Source organism: Candidatus Seongchinamella marina (genome assembly GCF_026262685.1).
GTDB classification, from domain to species: Bacteria; Pseudomonadota; Gammaproteobacteria; order Pseudomonadales; family Halieaceae; genus Halioglobus; species Halioglobus marinus.
Map to the genome: position 1 here is coordinate 1 of NZ_SHNP01000010.1, position 17,623 is coordinate 17,623.

The window sequence follows — 17,623 nt, forward strand, 5'->3', positions numbered from 1 at the left end:
ACTTTCGATATTAATGTAGTACAAACAGCGGACTGCAGACAACCACCTATTGCGGTCCAGGCTACTAACGAGTGTTATCAATGAACCCAATGGCCATAAAACACCCATCAGCGTCGTGTCTTTTGCTGCGGTGGTTCTGTCAGAGTTATCGTCGGAGCGCCGAGCCGTTGCATCAAAGACCAGGACATCATCGATAGAATTCTGGCTCATCTTGAGAGCAAGGAACAGGAAGCCCCTGCCCCGCCCCTCCTGGTAGCGCCAACCAGGGCGCCCCCTGCCAGCCTGTCTCTTTTCGCAGGAAGCGAATCCACAACCCCAAATCAGTAAAAACGCTACTGAAAAACGCATGGCACGCACTGCTGCGGACTCTCGTTCAGTAATGAGCGGATATGAATGGCATGCCAAACACAGTGAACAGGGTTTTAGGATCAATCAGCGCGAACTTCTCCAGATCAGCAGCCCCAGTCAACAGAATGGGCGAGGGTGTCCGCTCTCAACAGGGCCTTTATACTTCCTATACTTATGAAGTGATCGAGACTGCACCTGCCGCCTTTGTGGGGTGTGTGCGACCTAGTTACTCATCTAAAGTAAATTGAATTGTATTAATGTCAGCTAATTAACCTCGGGTATCGTTGAGACGATTAAGTCGCTTTGATCAAATCTTAGGTGGGAATACAATTTTAAGCTGGGCACCCTCAGCTGTATTTTTCGCTACAATCTCCCCGCCCATATCGCGTACGATCCCATAGCTCACTGAGAGACCAAGCCCTGTACCTTCCGACATCTTTTTAGTGGTGTAAAAAGGCTCGAAAATTCTTGCGAGTGACTCCTCGGGGATGCCAGCGCCTGAGTCCTCAACGATCAAGGTTACTGAGTCGTTTGTGTCTCTATATGCCTTGACGGTTATCCGTTTTTTCTTGCCCTGTTCATTAACCGACTGGAGTGCATTCGATAAGAGATTTAGAAATACCTGCTCTAATCGTATCTGGTGCCCGTTGACAATGAGTGGCTCGTTACTAATCTCTGTATCAATTACGACTCCAGATAGTTTGATTTGCTCCCCTATCAACGACAGGGCACCGAGTGGCGCTTCCCTCGCATCAAATTCATAAAAATCTTCGATAGCCTCTCTACCAAACATGCGCATGTGGTCGATTATGTCCGCCGCTCGTCGGGCCTGCGCCTTAATTCGCTCGATTTTATCTGCAACAAAGTCTGATAGTTCGCCTTGCTCGGACGCAATTTTACGTAATATATTCTCCGCCGCAAGATGTATGACTTGCAGCGGTTGGTTGAGTTCGTGTGCCACGCCAGTCGACATCTCACCCAAGGTAATAAGCTTTGCAGACTGAAGGATCTGACTATCGCGGTTCTTCCTGTCTGTGATGTCCTGAATTGCAATAAGCGCTTTGTCACCATCTTCTTGAACTAAGTCGTAGTAGCGTTGGACAACATGCCGAATAGAACCATCCCGATGGAAGCAACGGTATTCAACTTCAAGTGCATCTTCCGATTCTTCCGATCTACAGTAATCAAGGTAACGCTGCCGATCCGCCGGGTGCACCAGTGCATCGGCCTCTGATTCATAATCGGGAAACTTCTGGAGATACTCCGCCGACGTGTAACCGAACATTGCAGACCATTCGTCTGAAACGGAGATGAGCCGGTTACTTTCATAGTCCCACTTACCATAGCCCAAATTAGCGAGTCGCGCGCTCAAGCTTAGAGCCAATTCCCTCCATGCTACTTCTCTTCGGCTTTCCAATAGTGCGTGCTCAGCGTTTTTCATCTCAGAAAGATCCTGGATGGCCACTGCTACTTCGTGTGGCTTACCGGTCGCAACCGGGATATGCTGACTGGTCTGTCGTAGATGACGCACTGCGCCACTTGCCGTAATGATTCGGTAGTCTAAAAACTTCTGCTGAGCTTTCTCATCAGCGGCGAAATCATCTTCATATTGTATATAGCTAGCTAAGTCTTCGGGGTGTACAAGATCAAGGTAGGCTTCCATACTGGTGACTTGCTTTCGATATTTCGCTGCGGTCAACCCATGAATACGTGCTAACTCGTCCGACACAAACACGTCCCGGTCTAGGTTTTCATCCCATATGGCATACCCCAACCTAGTGACCTCCATCACTTTTTTCAACACGTAAAGCTCGTCAGTCAGCGCTTTGACGGCTTGATCTGATGCGTTGAGTTTTCGTCGCGTTTGCTGGAGTTCAGACTCTAAAAACTTAATGTGTTGGTTTGCCGAGGCTACGTCGTTGGCTACGGTGTCGCCCTGCTGGCTCTTTTGCTCTTGTTCTTTTGAGGACATATCTTTTAACAACCTCGGCAGAAACGTATCTTCCCCTAATGTTCAGTAACCAACACCCGTTGAGAATGCCGATAACTTAGGACTCATACCGCTTCTTAGCCTACTACAAAGTTGAATACTGGTAGTTTCGAGAACTAATATTTAAATATTTTTAAACGAATTGGATTGAATCTTTGTATAGGTACGGACAAGTTAACTTAAGGTCATGGGCTGAGCCGGCAGCATTCGGCCCTTGGCGCTGGCCATCGAGTCGCCAGCTCCCACGTTAGGTTCATATATTGGGTGCAATGAATCCTGAAACTCCTCTTTTCGAGGAAAAATAAGTTAACTTGTCAGTATCCAACTACGTTATCCGTACCGCTTCTCAATAAATTTGAGAATCGTGTCACGGACCAGGCCTCGGTCTTTTTCCCAACGCCTTCCCTCACCGGTGAAGAGTGACTCCCCCTCCAACATCGACATAAGGCATAGAGCTTCACCCTGAGGCGAATCGGTGCCGACCTTTTCCATGGCAGTAATAAGGAGCTTCAGGTACTCGGCATAGACTTCTTCGAGCAAATCAGAAACCAGCGGCTCAACCTGCTCCATCGCCCACAACTGCGGCCAGAGTCTGTCATTAAGCAATGTGTCACCCGGCGCGGAAGTATCTTCCAACATAAAGACCGCAATATCATAGACAGTCGAGCCATCGTCCAGCCCTCTATGTGCCCACTGATTCTTGATCTGCTGCTCGATCAAACCCACCAGAGCCCGCAACAGAGCTTCCCAGGTTCGAAAATGATATTGAAGAGCGCCAAGTTTCATGCCGCTTGCTCTTGCTAGTGATCGCATCGTCAGACTGCTATAGCCTTCGTCCGCGATAATTTCGATGGCGATCTGCAGAATCTCCCGCTTACGTTCGCCCTGCATTTTTTAGACTCTCAATTGACATGTCGTAGGGGATGCTAGAGTTTGTCACAGGTCATGTAAAGCACTTGGAACCAACAATGACGACCAGACTCCTCCTAAAAGCCGGGGGATGGGTATGATGAGTTTTTACTCTCACCCCAAACATCCCAATTGTTGCTCCAACTGTGCACGCCGCTCGCCACGGCAAAGGGGAATGAGCGACAGCAGACTACTGCGCAGTATGGCACCTGGAACTGCATCCAGCGCAATCAACCCTTTATTCCACAGCAAAACCACGCTCCATTGGTGGCCCGCCAATATCCGGGCGGTTGCTTCCATGTCCAGATTTTCAATCAGCTCGCCCTGCGTCAGGGCCTGTTGCAGGTTTTCCTTTAGCAGGCGCACGCTGTTTCCCAGCAGCACATCTACCAAGCGGTGGTCTCGCCCTGCCTGGAACAGGGATCGCGCCACGGTGTCGGCGTACGCTGGCGTGGCAACAATTTGCCTGGCGACAGCCTCGGTGTGTGCAAGGTACCTGGGTATTCCCGGCTCTGCGCCGGCGACATGCTCCAGTTGCTGCACGTCGCTCAGTAGCTCAGCCACTGCCGCCAGCATTAGTTCATCCTTGCTGCCGTAAAGGTTGTAAAGGGTCTTGAGAGCAACACCACTGGCAACCGCCACATCCCTGACGTTGATGCCGTCATAGCCCGCCGCAGTAATCTGCTCTCGCACCACCGTGAGAATGCGCTGTTGCCGCTCTTGCTGGCGCGGCGATGAGTAATTCGTCCTGCGCACCTGAGCTGTTTTCGCGCCCACTCGTTACTCCCCGAAAATTCCGTATTGACATATATTATAACACGTTATAATTTTCACCAACCCCATACGAGGCACGGTTATGAACAATAACGACGCGACACTGATCTCCAACCCCTACCCCAACTACCAACGGTGGCGTGATGAGCAACCGATCTGGTGGTCCGACGGGGAACTCAAAGGTTGGATACTGAGTCGCTACGACGACGTGCGGACAATTCTGAAGGACTCGAAGACCTTTTCCTCGCAATCCATGGGTGAAGGCGAAACTCAGGCTATGCGATTACCACTGTTGACCGATGACCCACCGCGACATACCCAGTTGCGGGCCGTCGTCAACAAAGCCTTTACCAGCCGCACGCTGAAAAAAATGGAAGTCGAGGTCGCAGAGCTGACTGCCGAACTGCTGGACGAAATGCGTGGCAAAACCTCGGTGGACATCTCCGCTGAATTCACTTCACCGCTGCCGGTATCGGTAATCGCGCGGATGATGGGTATTCCACCGGAGCGCAAGGATGACTTCAAACGCTGGTCTGACGCCCTCACAGGCACCAGTGAGGCAACCGACCTGGCCGAGCGCATGCCGCACATCATGGAGATGGCCGGCTATTTCCAATCGCTGATTCCCCAGCGTCGCGAAAATCGCGGCGAGGACCTGATCAGCAAGGTAGTATGCGCCCAGGTCGACGACCAGACCCTGGCGGACCAGGATATTGTTGGCTTTTGCATGCTGCTATTGATTGCGGGCAACGAAACGACCACCAACCTGCTGTCCAACCTGCTGAACCACCTGGCAGATCAGCCACACACATGGTCCGAACTGCGTGACAACCCGGACAAGATAGAGGCCGCCATCGAGGAAACCCTGCGCTTCGATGCACCGGTACATTGGGTCAACCGCAAGGCCACCCGCGACGTAGAATTCCACGGCCAGACGGTCAAGGCAGGGGAAGCGGTGTACGCCTTCATGGGCTCAGCGAACCGGGACCCTAGGCATTATGAGGATGCAGACCAGTTTAGCCTGAACCGGGGTCGCGGTGACCACCACACCTTTGGGCATGGCATTCATTTCTGCATCGGTGCCCCGCTGGCCCGCTTGGAAGCACGCTATGCGATGGAAGAGCTACTGAAGCGCTACCGCTCAATCAGCCACACACACGACGCCAACAACGAGCGCACCCATTCGACCATGTTACGGGGCTTTCACCACCTGTGGCTGGATTTGGAACCCGCCTGATTAGGAGAACACGCATGATGACCCCAGAATACATCCAGACCCTGCGCAAGCTGATGGAGTTCGAGGCGGCGCGCACAGAACCTCCCAAGGGCTTTCCGGCCCTGCCCGACATCCCGGCGGGACGCTACGTGGATCCGCGCTTCCACCAACTGGAGCAGGATCACGTGTGGCGCAAGTCCTGGCTGCTGGCGGCACATATCGACGAAATACCAGAGCCCGGTTGCTTCATGCTGTGGGAGAACGCCGGGCAACCCGTGGTCATCGTGCATGCTGCAAGTGGTGTCGTGAATGCCTTCTACAACACCTGCAGCCACCGCGGCGCTCCGGTTGTCACTGAGCAGCGCGGCAAGTCCCGCCGCCTGACGTGCAAATACCACGGCTGGAGTTACGACCACGAGGGTGAACTGCGCGGCATGCGCGATCCACAAGATTTCCGCGACTTCGACATGTCCTGCCGGGGGTTGAAGGCAGTGCGCTGTGAACGTTTTGGCAATCTGGTGTTCGTCAACTTCGACACCCACGCCCCGACCCTGCTGGAATGGCTGGGGCCCATCGCCGATGAGTGGGAGGAATTCCAATTCTGTCAATGCCGCCTAGCGTCCCGGGCTATATTTGATCTCGACTGCAACTGGAAGATCGCCATGGAGGCAAATACCGAGGTCTACCACGTACGCAGCATTCATCCCGATACGGTCGCACCCATTCTCGATGATCGGCGCAACGTAAATACGCTTTACGCCAACGGCCATGGTCGCATGATCGCCCCTGTGCCGCAGGGAAAGTCCAACATGGACGCCGTCGAAGTCTCACCAGATGTCGCCCAGATAGAAACCGCAGGGGAAATTGCCCGCACTTGCACCCAGTCCTATGGCCTGTTTCCCAACTGGGTGTCGCCATTGAGCCAGTTCGCCATTCCACCCATCCTGTTCTGGCCCAACGGCATCAACAAGTGCCGCATGGAAACCTGGACCATGGCGCCCCAGTGGCAGGAGGGAATGAAGCCGGACCTGTGGACTGTCAATGACGGCAAGGAACTGTGCCAGGTGCTGATTGAAGACACCCAGTTCGGAGAGAAAATCCAGCACTCGATGGAGTCACGCGGTTTCGAAGGGGTACCGCTGAGCTATCAGGAGGCGCGCATCTACCACTGGAATCAGGCGGCAGACCGTATGATCGGCATCGACAATATCCCCGATGAACTGTGCGTTCAGCAGGTTATCGGTGATGAGTGGATTTACCCAAATGATCCGCGTATCGCACAGCTCGGCTAGAAACCGGTTAACGCTTCCTGCAAAAACTGCTCATGCCTGAGCATTTACAAATGCCTCCAGGCCATGAGACATCAGGGTGTAGGATCCAGCCAGGGAGTTCTCGACCTCCTCGCTCTCAATCCCGGGTAGCGGCTCAAAATCTCCGCGCCATCGCAAGGCGCAACGCCCCGCTCCCTCAGTTATCACCTGCACGGTGGCCGAATAGCGAGCCATACCCGCCATGGTTTCAGACACCATGGAGTAAGCCAAGGTCCGACTGGCATGATCGAGCCGGTCCAGACGCTCAGAAACAAGTCCAAGTTCAGGGATATCCAAGTGGCGGGTCATGCCAACGCCGTCGCCCTCCAGGCGCGCGGTGCCTGCGCCCCCGGTCGCCCATGCCAGGAAATTGCCGAAATCCGCCAGCACCTGCCAGGCTGCATCGCCATCACAGGCCAGGCTGTTCTCTTGTTCCAACACCCTCTTTGGTACCAATGACGCTGCTGAAGAGTGACTATAGCTGAACCGGGTACCGAGGCCCGCGCTGGTTACATAGACGGTTTTTCCGATCGGGTCATCGGCATGCATTCTCTGGGGTGTCTCAGCATCGCCCGGATCCGAATGGGCAATAAAACGCTTGCCCTCTATGGTTCTCGCAACAATATAGGCTTTTTTTGGAATGCCTCTTTTATAATCTATGGAATAGGTTTCTATCACCGCCGGGCCCCACGCGTGTTGGTCTACCTCCAGGTAGGGCTCGCTATTGAACAGTGCCTGCAGGGACTTGTGATCACAGGATGACCACCCGTTCTCAGGGGGTTCTGCTGAATACATTCCCACCGCATGCTTGGAAAGAACCCCGCCATTGGCTCCTACGAGCCCGTAACCAGTTCGTCTTTCTCGCAACTGTGAAGCCACATTCACGATAGAGTGCATCGAGTAGTTATTACCCGCCCCGCCAAAGAAGGGTAATCCCCCCGTCAGGGTCAGTGCCCTTCCACCGAGTGGGTCAATTCCCAGGGCTTCGCAGGCATTGAACACTGCTATGGGGAAGCAGCTATACAGTTCCAGCAGGGATATCTCTTCCGGCGCCACGCCTGAAGACTCGAGAACAGCCCGGTAGGCAATCATCATCGCCTCAGATGAAGCCAGATTCGGACGCTGCACCAGGTATCGGTCATGCACATTGCTGCCCGTTACCGGGAAAACCATTTTGCCCCGGGGAACACCCAATTCCAGGGCTCGCGCGACACTGGTCAATACCACCGCCGCTGCCTGGTTTACGCCATCTTTGGCCACCAGGTGTCTGGTGTAAGGGGCGGAAATCGGCGGGTTAGTATCACTGACCTCAATTAACTCCGCGACACTGTAAGCTTTGGGGAAAGCAGCCACGGGATGCTGGGCTGCAACCTCAGTAAAGGCCTGGAACAGCTTTCCCATTTCATCGGCATATTCCTCCCGGCTGTTGCCCTGTGCACTTCGCCGGGCATTCTCCAATAAGCCATACATCAGCGGTGCTGTGGCCAGGCCATTATCAATCTGCTGCCGGTCGATAATACTGTCCAGGCCCAGCCCCCTGTCTTCTATTTGCCCACCCGTATCGTCCCCCCACTGCAGTTTAACGTCCGCTTTTACCGCGGACTTGGTGGTTCCAATCGCCTCTCCCCCGACCAGCAGTACCAAGCTGTTGTCGCCCGCGGCAATTCGCTCCGAAAATTCCGTGACTAGCGCCTGTGGGGTATTTCCCCCGGCGTGAGTATATATGGCTGCACGGGGCTGGGCGCCGATGCGGCGAGCGACAGCCCGGGGGTAATTATTCACACGCCCAAACGGGTTGGGGTACATGGGCGTGGAGTCAGCAAAAGTCCGCACCACTGCCAACACGTCCAACGCTTCGATCACCTTGTCCGGAATGCCGCTGTCTCTGCAGGCCGCAAGCGATGCCTGTTCCATGAGGTCCAGTGGGGAAGACGCGGTCGTCACATTTTTCGGCACCCGCTCACAGAGTTCTCCAATACCGATGATGACTGGCTGGCGATGTTTGTCGATCAAGGTGTATCTCCTGTATTCAGCCGCCCTTTCCTGCTTCTTCAAGAATCCTGACGGCATAGTCCGTGGTCATCTTGTAGTCTGCCTTTCCTGCGGCAGAACGGAATATTTCAGGGACGAACAGCACATGCTTCGGTACTTTGTAATCTGCAAGTTCCTGGCGCACATGCGCTTTGAACACTTCCTCATCCTGCCCTGCATTTGACCCCAACCGGATCACCGCAGTAATCGCCTGCCCGAAGCGGTCATCGGGCACACCGATGATCAGGCAGTCCGCCACATCAGGGTGAGAGCGCAGCGTGACCTCTATCTCTTCCGGAAGGACCTTTTCACCACCAGTGTTTATCGATACGTTGCCCCGGCCCAGAAAAATAACCGAGCCGTCTTCCTGAAACTCTACCCAGTCTCCCGGCCGGGAATAGCGCACGCCGTCTACGACGGTCATGGTCTGGGCAGTCTTTTCCTCATCTTTGTAATACCCGATAGGAATAGCACCAGATACAGCAAGAAATCCTGTATTGCCCGCTTTGGCTTCGACTGTATTCCAGTTTTCATCAAACACAGTCGCTGCTGGAGTGAGGTGCATAGGCAAGCCTCTAGACTGGGATAAATCGCTCTCTCGGGTTGCGATAGATGCTGCAGATGCCGAAGACTCCGAGGAACCGACAATATCAATGACTGTAAGGCCGGGACAATGCTTGAGGAACAGGGCCTTGTTCCGACTACTGAACAACATGGCGGATGATCGAAGCCCCTTCAGGGTAGCCAACTCGTATTTACCGGGGTTGGCCTCCAACTCATCGACCAAAGGTTTAGCAAAAGCATCACCGGCGATGGTGGCATTGGCAATGCCGTACTTGTCTATCGTTGCCAGTGTGAGCGCCGGGTCAAAACGCTTGCTTCGCATCACAACCACCGGGTCCCCATAGCCTATAGAGGCCAGCGAGGACCACACACCGGAGCCATGCATAAAGGGCAGCAAGGTCAGTGTCTTGTTCTTCCCTCCCTGCGGCGGCACATTCAGCTCTGTGAGGGTTTGCGGTGCGGGCGAGAACGGTGTCAGCGGATTCGGCCCGATCATATTCCATAGCACACCCTGCTCCCACATCACCCCTTTTGGCATTCCCGTTGTGCCACCGGTGTACATGAAGAACTGGTCACTACTGCTGCGCTCGATATCAAGCGGCTCACCACTCCCGGATTGAACTGACTCGTCGAAGGAATGAGACCAACTTTGTTCCAAGTTATCGTCTGTTACCTCGACAAAATAGGCGGCGCTACTTAATTGTGCCCGGATGGCGCTGAGAGTGTCAGCAAACTCCGATTCGAATATCACGCACCGGGAGTCGCTGTTATCGAGGAGATAGGCCAACTCGCCCGCTTTATAGCGATAGTTCACATTGACGTGTACCAGCCTGGCCTTAGCGAGGGCCACGGTAGCCACCAGATACTCCAGCCGGTTGCGCATATAAATGGCAACTTTGTCACCGGGCTCGCACCCCATAGTCAACAGTGAACGAGCCATATTATTGGTCTGCTGCTTGAACTGGCTGACAGTCAGCGATCTCAAGAGACCATCGAGACCCTCTTCGTAAACCAGGGTAAAGTCAGGGTCAACCACCCTGTCGACATTGTCGAACATGCCACCAAAATTTATCGCCATTTTCCTTACCTGGAGCGTCTGAACAGAAATGTTACGAGGAATGTCCATGACTGGGGCAAATGCCCTGGCGAAATTTCAACAGGGCTCCGCAGAGAACTTCATATCGTGCCCGATTAACCAGGGCTCTTTTTCATCGTGATGGTCTGCCAGTTGGTGTATTCCATTAGCCCATGCAAGGAGTTCTCACAGCCGAGGCCAGATTGTTTATGACCACCAAACGCCTGGAATGGCGAGTACTGATGGACCTCGTTGAGCCATACGGTACCGGCTTCCAACTGGCTGCCAATGCGCTCTACCGCTTCCAGGTCCTTACCCCATACCGAAGCGCCCAGGCCATAGATAGTATCGTTGGCACGGGCAATCACGTCGGCTTCATCTGACCACTTGAGAAGTGGCAGGATCGGACCGAAGGGTTCCTCGCGAACGATGCGGGAGTCCTCCGGGGGGTTGTCGATGAGGGTGACCGGTACAAACCAACCCGCCGCGTTTTCGTCGATATCGCCACCAATAGCAAATTGATAGCCGTTGCTGTGACAGTCGGCGAAATAGTCCTGGACCTTGCCGTACTGCATCGAATTCTGGATCGGACCTAGGTCAGTATCCGCCTCAGTGCCATCGCCCACCTTGACGTTTGATGTAATGAACTCCACCAATGCGTCACGCACCTCGTCATAGACATCCTCGTGGATGTAAAGGCGTTTGGTGGCATTGCAGAATTGGGCATTGTTCTGAAAAGCGGCCCAAAACAACTGAGGGGCAACGGTCTTGGCATCAACATCCGGGAGTACGATCGCCGGATCGTTACCGCCTAGCTCCAGAGTTACGCGCTTGATGGTGTCCGCCGCCGAGCGCATCACATGCCGACCTGTCTCGGTAGAACCAGTGAATGCCACCTTGCTGATATCCGGGTGGCTGGTGATCCACTTGCCGAGGTCATCGCCACCACTCACGGCATTCAATACTCCGGGGGGAAAGGCCTGTTGCGCCAGCTCGATCATTTTGAGGTCACACAGTGGCGTATAAGGCGAGGGCTTGAGCACGACCGTACAGCCTGCCATCATTGCCGGCGCAATCTTCCAGATGGCGAGCAAAATCGGGAAATTCCAGGGCACGATGGCACCAACCACGCCTACAGGTGTATAGCGCGTAACGACCCTACGCTCATCAGTCTCCTCCACCTTCTCGTCGGGCAGCCTCTGGGTCGCAACAGCCCGCAACCAGGTGACGGATCCATAGACTTCCCACTCGGTACCAGCCGCGGATTTGCCCTGCTCCGCCGTAAGCAGTGCCCTGAACTCTTCCGCATGTTCTTCAAGTAGGTCAGCAAAGCGCTCCAGCGCAGCCTGCCTCTCGTCGACCGGCGTTTGACTCCAGCCCGCAAAGGCCTGCCGAGCTGCGGCAACCGTGGCATCCAACTGGGCTTTGGAAGCATCCGGCACCTGGGCAAAGACAGACCGGGTAGCCGGGTTATAAACAGGCAGCGTGTGCTCGGTGGTCACCGACTCACCGTTGATGCTCATTACAAAATCACTATCTACTTTCATGTCAGCCTCGCTAATCTCGTGTTTTAATCCAGGGTTTTCAGCTCGCGACGCATCACTTTGCCGGTACTGGTTTTGGGTAGGTCGTCAACAAACTGTACGGCACGGGGCACCTTGTAGGCGGCCAGGTGTTCGCGGCAGTAAGCAATAATGTCATCCGCGTCCGGGGTTGCGCCTGTCTTGGGCACAATATAGGCCTTGGCCAGTTCGCCCTTAGCTTCATCCGGGATACTGCCCACAGCCACCAGGGCCACATCGGGATGGCCGGCTGCGACGCGTTCAATCTCAGCGGGATAAACGTTGAAGCCGGCAGTGAGAATCATGTCCTTCTTGCGATCAACGATGAATATACAGCCGTCTTCATCCATAGAGGCAACATCACCCGTATGTAACCAACCATCAGGCTCTATCGATTCACGAGTGGCCTGCTCATTACCGTAATAGCCCTGCATGACAATACCGCCCTTGATCATCAACTCGCCTACTTCTCCCGGGGGAAGCGTTTTTCCCGCATCCTCTGTATCAGCTATTCGCGCTTGAACGTAGGGAATGGGAACTCCGATAGAGCCTTTCTTGATTGGACCATTGGCAGCGAAGGTAGTACCCAGACCGCCCAGCTCGGTCATGCCCCAGACCTCAATGAGAGGGCAACCAAAGCGTGCTTCCACCTCCTCCATCTTTGGCTTAGGCATTGTCTGTCCGCCCACAGTACAGCAGCACAGGCTCGACAAATCGTAATCAACCAACTGCGGGTGATTGAGTAAAAACATATACATTGTCGGCACACCTTCGAACCTGGTGGCTTTGTGATCCTGTATGCTCTGTAGAATGGTCGCCTCCTCGAAGGCGGGATGCAGCACCAGGGTCGAGCCGTTTTGGATGGCACAACTCATAATCACGTTGCCATATACATGCGGGCAAGGGAGCGCAGTCACAACGGTATCCCGATCACTGCGCTGATGCATCAGGGCCGTCATGGCGACATTGAGCAGTATGTTACGGTGGGACAGGCACGCACCCTTGGGGTGGCCTGTGGTTCCAGAGGTATAGCCGATTGTGGACAGACTATCGGGATCGATATCCGCCACCTCAAACGCCACGTCACTGGCGGCCAAAATTTCGTTGAAGGACAACATTCCCTCTGGCATTGCCTCATCACCAAAGGCAATCAACTCCCTCACCCCGGATTTCTCTTTTACACCCGCAATAGAAAGTGCCTTCTCATATGAGGCGATAACAATACTGGCGCCGCAATCATTTGCCACGAACTCGACTTCGCCCGGTGTCAGCATCACATTGATGGGATTTATCACCGCACCGGCTTTAAGGGCACCGTAGTAGCTGACTATCCACTCCCAGCAGTTCCCGGAATATAAGGTAACCCGGTCGCCGGGCTGCACGCCGAGAGCGACCAGTGCATTAGCGCAGCGGTTGGTCAGTGCCTCGAGTTCGTTAAAGGTCAACTCTCGATCGGAAACGATCAGCGCGGTCCGATCTCCATAGCGCCTCGCTGCTTCAGCCGGGATTTGTCCGATGGAATTTATCATGATAGTGCGTTTGCCTCTGATAGATTGTGACTGCGTGCTCTTAGGTAAGCTGCAACACGCAGAAAAAGTGCGGCAAGGCCGACGACCGTGTAAACAACATCAATGGTCTTGGCATTACTGCTCATCGCCATCGGGGCGTAGCTCGTCCAGATCGCCGCCCAGAAGTACCAGATGCCGACGAGGTGCATCCAGCGCCAATGCTCCGGACGCATTTTTCGACGCACAGGGTAGAACGAGGTAATGGTTAAGGCGACGAGAAAGACATAGCTTGCCATTCGCAGCAGCAAGTCAATGTCATTGTGCATTTCTTTCCAGTAATAGGCGTTATGCAGGGCAAGTAGCACACCGATAAACACCGCCTGCCAGCCAAAGCCAGCAGCAAAAGATAAACCGAAGTAACGGCGATTTCGCAAAAGCCATTTCGACAAGTTACCAGGGAACAATTGCGTCATGGGCCTGGCAACAAAAGCAAGAAAAACCCAGGGCGAGGCGAGTTGCACTGACAGGCGAATTATATTGACCGCCGGTTCCGGGGTGTCGACCCCTATCAACAAATAAGCTGTAACCATAGCGGCAAAGGTCACGGCTGCTATCAAGAAAAACAGCGGCCAGCCGTTCAGCAATCGATACTGGAGCAGGTTCACCACGCTACCCCTCGCACCGGGTGTGTGACATGTCTACGATCAATAGTTTAGTCAACATGAATACGCCCTCTCCGAATCACCGAAACCTGGCGATCAATGCGTCCATTAGTTGGGCCGTCGCCCCCCAGCCGTGGGTCTCATCGTTGCCATCTGCCCGTGGCCAGGTCGAAAACATAGCGATGACGAGACCGGCCTCAGGCACCACGCGAACGAACTGACCGTGTATGCCATAGCCACTCACGTCGCCGCCAGGGTTCCCTTCGCCCCACCAGAAGGAACGGTAGTAAGGCTCTTCGTATCCGTCGAGCAAAGGGTAAGGCCAGCTAACGTCACCTTTCTGGCCTAAAATGTCCTGGATAAATGCACTCGGAATTACGGCATTGCCCAATGCCTTACCGTCGTTCAGCACCAACAATCCCACACGGCCAAGATCACGCAAGGTGGCACTCATACCATGATCGGCCAGAACAGCACCGCCCTCGTCCACAGTGATGTTGGCATCGAACTCGGCGCCCATGGGTTGCCAGACATGCTCTGAAATCAGTTCTGCCAGTGGTTGCTTTGTCGCTGCTTCGAGCACCCAGCCGACAACGTTGGTAGAGCCAGATCGATAGCTGAATTTTCCGAACTTTGAGTTGTCGCGCCCGATGGTTGGCAGAAATTCATAGAGACCAACTGGCCCATCCTCTGGGCAGTAGTCGGCATCAGTCCAACCAATGGCGCAGTCCTGGATGCGAAAGGTCGTCGTGAAGTCCGGGTAGTCTTCGCTGTAGTCGGAACCGTCACGCATATCGAGTAGGCTTTGCAGCGAATCGGGGCCATAGCCGCTCTTGGCAAGCGCGGGCACATAATGGGACACCGGCTTGTCGAGATCGACGACACCCTGTGCGGCCAGCTTTCCGGCTACCAGCGCAACAATAGACTTGGACACCGAATTCATCAGGTGCGGGCGGTCTTGCCTGAGGTGGCCATAATACTTCTCGAAAAGAATTTCACCGTCTTTGAGAATCAGCAGGCCATCTGTGTACTGATGCGCGGCAATATCATCGATCGATTGTTTGCGTCCCTGGAAGGCAACAGAAAAATCAGCAACGAAGTCATCGCTTTTCTCTAGCGGGTGGAATCGGTCGGGATCCCGCGGGATGTTCACCGTGGGAAGTATTTCCCGCATATGGCTGAAGGACCATCGATTGACGGGTCCGAACTGGAAGGATTCCAGTGTCAGGCTTTCCGGCCGGTTACTGTTCTGTGCTATCGAATTCGATTGACTGAGGAACCCCGTCACCAAGATAGCCAGCATACTAAGCATCTTGTAAATATTGCTGCGTTTCACCCCACTACCTCCCCCACTGCCCGCACCGCCGCATCGATAGCCGCTTGCACGTAGGCATGGGCCTCAGAATCGGAATTGGCGATGCTGATATTGCCAATGGGCTGACGTCCTAGCTCGTGGGGCGCTTCACCCTCTTTCCACTTGGGATCAAACAGCTCCATGTACTCATACGCGTAACCGTGGGACCAACGATTGATAGTAATAGCACCGATGTCCCGGTCCGGATCAAATCCGTACTGGCCGAACATGCCTGTGAGCTGCTTGCGAATTTCATTTTCGTAGTCTGCAAAAGGCGTGCTATACAGTTTGTGTCTGCCCAGGCGACAAAGATCCCGCCCAGACTGCGTGCCATCCCCTTCCGGCGCAGGCATATGCCCCATGAATATCACCATCGGGTCATTCGGCCTCTCTGAGGATCGGTAACCACCTAGGCTCACCGGGGGCGCATGGGCCACCAATGGGAAGAAGCTTCCGGGGCACTGGTAGACAGACGCCCCTCCCTTCTTCACCGCGGCACCAGACTTCAACACCACGTTGGCCCAGATAAACGGCACTTTGACACCGTAGGCCAGGTGCTGTTTCTGCGCCTCGGGCAGTTCCGGGCAAAGATGGGGGATCATGCCATTGTAACCGGCCAATATGCAGTGCTTGCCACGTACCTGTAAGGCCTCACCGCCGCTAACATAACTGACGTCTACAGCCTCGCTACCGCGGTTGGCAACATTGACCACGGTACTGTTGAGCCGCACCCGGACATTTGCTGCTTTGCGATCCAGCTGCGAGTAGTCGAAGCGCGCCGTTACCAGGTCCTGCATTGTATTACCCGGCGCGGTCTCAGGGATGAGCTTCCTGACAAAGAGTCGCGCCACCGAGGCATTGCCGTCAGGGAAAAGAGGACTCCTGTATGTCTCCGGATCTACGTCTTCATTCGCCTGGGTGTAATCGTCGGGCAAACCCACCGCCTGAATACCAGGGCAACCCAGGTAAAACCCCTCTGCCACTGACACACTTTCAATACCCACGCCGAACATAGCCTGCGCCCAAGGCTCAGAAAGTTTGCCGCCCAGACGAGACATCCCTACCTTCTTGTACAGAAAATCGGCGTAGCTGTGGTTTCGCAGGTAGACCTCCTTCTCTTCAAGCGGCACATCGGCAAGGTAATCCTTATCACCCTCCACCAGGCTTATGAGTAGTTCCTCGTCTCTGGCAGGCAATTCCAGCGCGGCGATCAGCGAGCGGTAGTCGCCTTCGCCCGTGAGGGCAAGCCCCCAAGGACCCACCACAATGCGACTGTCGCCGTAGACGTTTTCGTCGAGGTAATAGCCGAAATCCGCAACAGCATTGGCTAGCAGGTAGTCGGGTGCAACGGCATCCTGAAGTGCTTCAAATTCAACTCCAATCTCTTCCAGCAGCTGGTAGGCCGCTGGGCTCATGGCCGCCTGCTCGAGGTTGACACTGCCACCGAAGGCCAGCAGCATCTTCCCATCTACCTGAAATTCATTGCGTTTAGCGTGACCACCAAAGTCGTCATGATTATCAAGGATCAGGATTTTCGCATCAGGCCCCTTCTGCTTTCTGTACAGATAAGCTGCCGCCAGGCCGCTAATACCTGCTCCCACCACCACAAGGTCGTAGTGCTCATCCAGCGTCTTATATTGAGAGGGCTTCTCTCCGCGCCAGGCCAGCGCATGGGCAACTTCGAATGAGCCTTCGTGGCTGCCGCGCATTCCGTTAAGCAACGGCGGGTAGTAACTTGCGGAAGTAGCTTCGATCGAACTCATGGCCAGTGCAGAAAAGGGTGCGGCAGCCGTTGCTGCTGCCGCTCCGAGAGCCACGCCATTAAGAAAATCTCGCCGGGTAATATTGGCTTTCACAGTAGTTTAACCATCTGACTCGTCCCAAGCTTTTCTCTCCACAACGATTTTCTCGCGATACTTGACCGGCATGTCCCAGGTACCCATCCAGCCCTTAGGTACCACGAAACTCTCACCGACACTGTAACGCTGTCGCTCTCCAGAGGTTGAGGTAAGAATCACCTCCCCCTCCAGTACCAGCACATACTCGTCGTAAGGGAACGGATAACTGACATCAATGACCGCAGCTTCCGACTCGTACAACACCACCACAAATTCCCCCAGATGCAGGATCTTCTGCCAGTGCTTATTGGTTCCACTAAGAACCAATTCGTCAGGCCAGGGCGGTATCGACTCCAGTTCCATCTCCCGCAGCTGATCCGCGTTGAGCCCCAATATACTGACTTCGGCCTTAGCAGACATAGCGAGGACACTCCCCAATAGACAAACAAGAAACAATAGTTTTTTCATAGCAATATCCTTTT

The 17,623-nt window shown here is 54.4% G+C and carries 13 protein-coding genes and 1 pseudogene; 2 read left to right on the forward strand and 12 right to left on the reverse strand.

What is annotated here, in order from left to right:
* The 4 genes and pseudogenes from EYC87_RS18665 to EYC87_RS18680 all read right to left on the reverse strand — a co-directional run.
* Nucleotides 1–348: pseudogene (locus EYC87_RS18665) on the reverse strand (hypothetical protein); the annotation flags it as partial.
* A 307-nt stretch (nucleotides 349–655) separates the two neighbouring features.
* Nucleotides 656–2,320, reverse strand: coding sequence for a PAS domain-containing sensor histidine kinase (locus tag EYC87_RS18670; RefSeq protein WP_279254235.1), 1,665 nt, complete (start codon nucleotides 2,318–2,320; stop codon nucleotides 656–658).
* Nucleotides 2,321–2,668: 348 nt separating this feature from the next.
* Nucleotides 2,669–3,229, reverse strand: coding sequence for a TetR/AcrR family transcriptional regulator (locus EYC87_RS18675; protein WP_279254236.1), 561 nt, complete (start codon nucleotides 3,227–3,229; stop codon nucleotides 2,669–2,671).
* Nucleotides 3,230–3,361: 132 nt separating this feature from the next.
* Complete coding sequence (locus tag EYC87_RS18680; RefSeq protein ID WP_279254237.1) at nucleotides 3,362–4,024, reverse strand: TetR/AcrR family transcriptional regulator; 663 nt, start codon at nucleotides 4,022–4,024, stop codon at nucleotides 3,362–3,364.
* Nucleotides 4,025–4,103: 79 nt separating this feature from the next.
* On the opposite strand from EYC87_RS18680, the gene EYC87_RS18685 reads away from it, so the two are divergent.
* The gene (locus EYC87_RS18685; protein WP_279254238.1) at nucleotides 4,104–5,258 is read left to right on the forward strand and encodes a cytochrome P450; all 1,155 of its coding nucleotides are present in this window, start codon (nucleotides 4,104–4,106) and stop codon (nucleotides 5,256–5,258) included.
* 14 nt (nucleotides 5,259–5,272) lie between these two features.
* The gene (locus tag EYC87_RS18690) at nucleotides 5,273–6,529 is read left to right on the forward strand and encodes an aromatic ring-hydroxylating oxygenase subunit alpha (protein WP_279254239.1); all 1,257 of its coding nucleotides are present in this window, start codon (nucleotides 5,273–5,275) and stop codon (nucleotides 6,527–6,529) included.
* A 30-nt stretch (nucleotides 6,530–6,559) separates the two neighbouring features.
* Here the strand turns inward: EYC87_RS18690 and EYC87_RS18695 are convergent, their stop codons facing one another.
* The 8 genes from EYC87_RS18695 to EYC87_RS18730 all read right to left on the reverse strand — a co-directional run bounded on the left by EYC87_RS18695 (nucleotide 6,560) and on the right by EYC87_RS18730 (nucleotide 17,609).
* Nucleotides 6,560–8,560 (reverse strand): SRPBCC family protein, encoded by a 2,001-nt coding sequence (locus tag EYC87_RS18695; RefSeq protein WP_279254240.1) that lies wholly within the window; start codon nucleotides 8,558–8,560, stop codon nucleotides 6,560–6,562.
* A gap of 16 nt (nucleotides 8,561–8,576) precedes the next feature.
* Nucleotides 8,577–10,220 (reverse strand): AMP-binding protein, encoded by a 1,644-nt coding sequence (locus EYC87_RS18700; protein WP_279254241.1) that lies wholly within the window; start codon nucleotides 10,218–10,220, stop codon nucleotides 8,577–8,579.
* 113 nt (nucleotides 10,221–10,333) lie between these two features.
* Nucleotides 10,334–11,764 carry an aldehyde dehydrogenase family protein gene (locus tag EYC87_RS18705; RefSeq protein WP_007228842.1) on the reverse strand — a complete coding sequence of 477 codons (1,431 nt, stop codon included), beginning with the start codon at nucleotides 11,762–11,764 and terminating at the stop codon, nucleotides 10,334–10,336.
* A 23-nt stretch (nucleotides 11,765–11,787) separates the two neighbouring features.
* Entirely contained in the window at nucleotides 11,788–13,308 is a 1,521-nt protein-coding gene (locus tag EYC87_RS18710) for a class I adenylate-forming enzyme family protein (protein ID WP_279254242.1), read from the reverse strand.
* Nucleotides 13,305–13,952: a hypothetical protein gene (locus EYC87_RS18715; RefSeq protein ID WP_279254243.1), complete on the reverse strand. Its 648-nt coding sequence runs from the start codon at nucleotides 13,950–13,952 to the stop codon at nucleotides 13,305–13,307. The genes EYC87_RS18710 and EYC87_RS18715 overlap by 4 nt, the downstream gene beginning before the upstream one ends.
* 76 nt (nucleotides 13,953–14,028) lie before the next feature.
* On the reverse strand, nucleotides 14,029–15,285 hold the full coding sequence (locus EYC87_RS18720; protein ID WP_279254244.1) for a serine hydrolase domain-containing protein: 1,257 nt from the start codon (nucleotides 15,283–15,285) through the stop codon (nucleotides 14,029–14,031).
* The gene (locus tag EYC87_RS18725) at nucleotides 15,282–17,159 is read right to left on the reverse strand and encodes an NAD(P)-binding protein (protein ID WP_279254245.1); all 1,878 of its coding nucleotides are present in this window, start codon (nucleotides 17,157–17,159) and stop codon (nucleotides 15,282–15,284) included. The genes EYC87_RS18720 and EYC87_RS18725 overlap by 4 nt, the downstream gene beginning before the upstream one ends.
* Before the next feature lie 6 nt (nucleotides 17,160–17,165).
* The gene (locus EYC87_RS18730; protein ID WP_279254246.1) at nucleotides 17,166–17,609 is read right to left on the reverse strand and encodes a cupin domain-containing protein; all 444 of its coding nucleotides are present in this window, start codon (nucleotides 17,607–17,609) and stop codon (nucleotides 17,166–17,168) included.
* Between the last annotated feature and the right edge of the window lie 14 nt (nucleotides 17,610–17,623).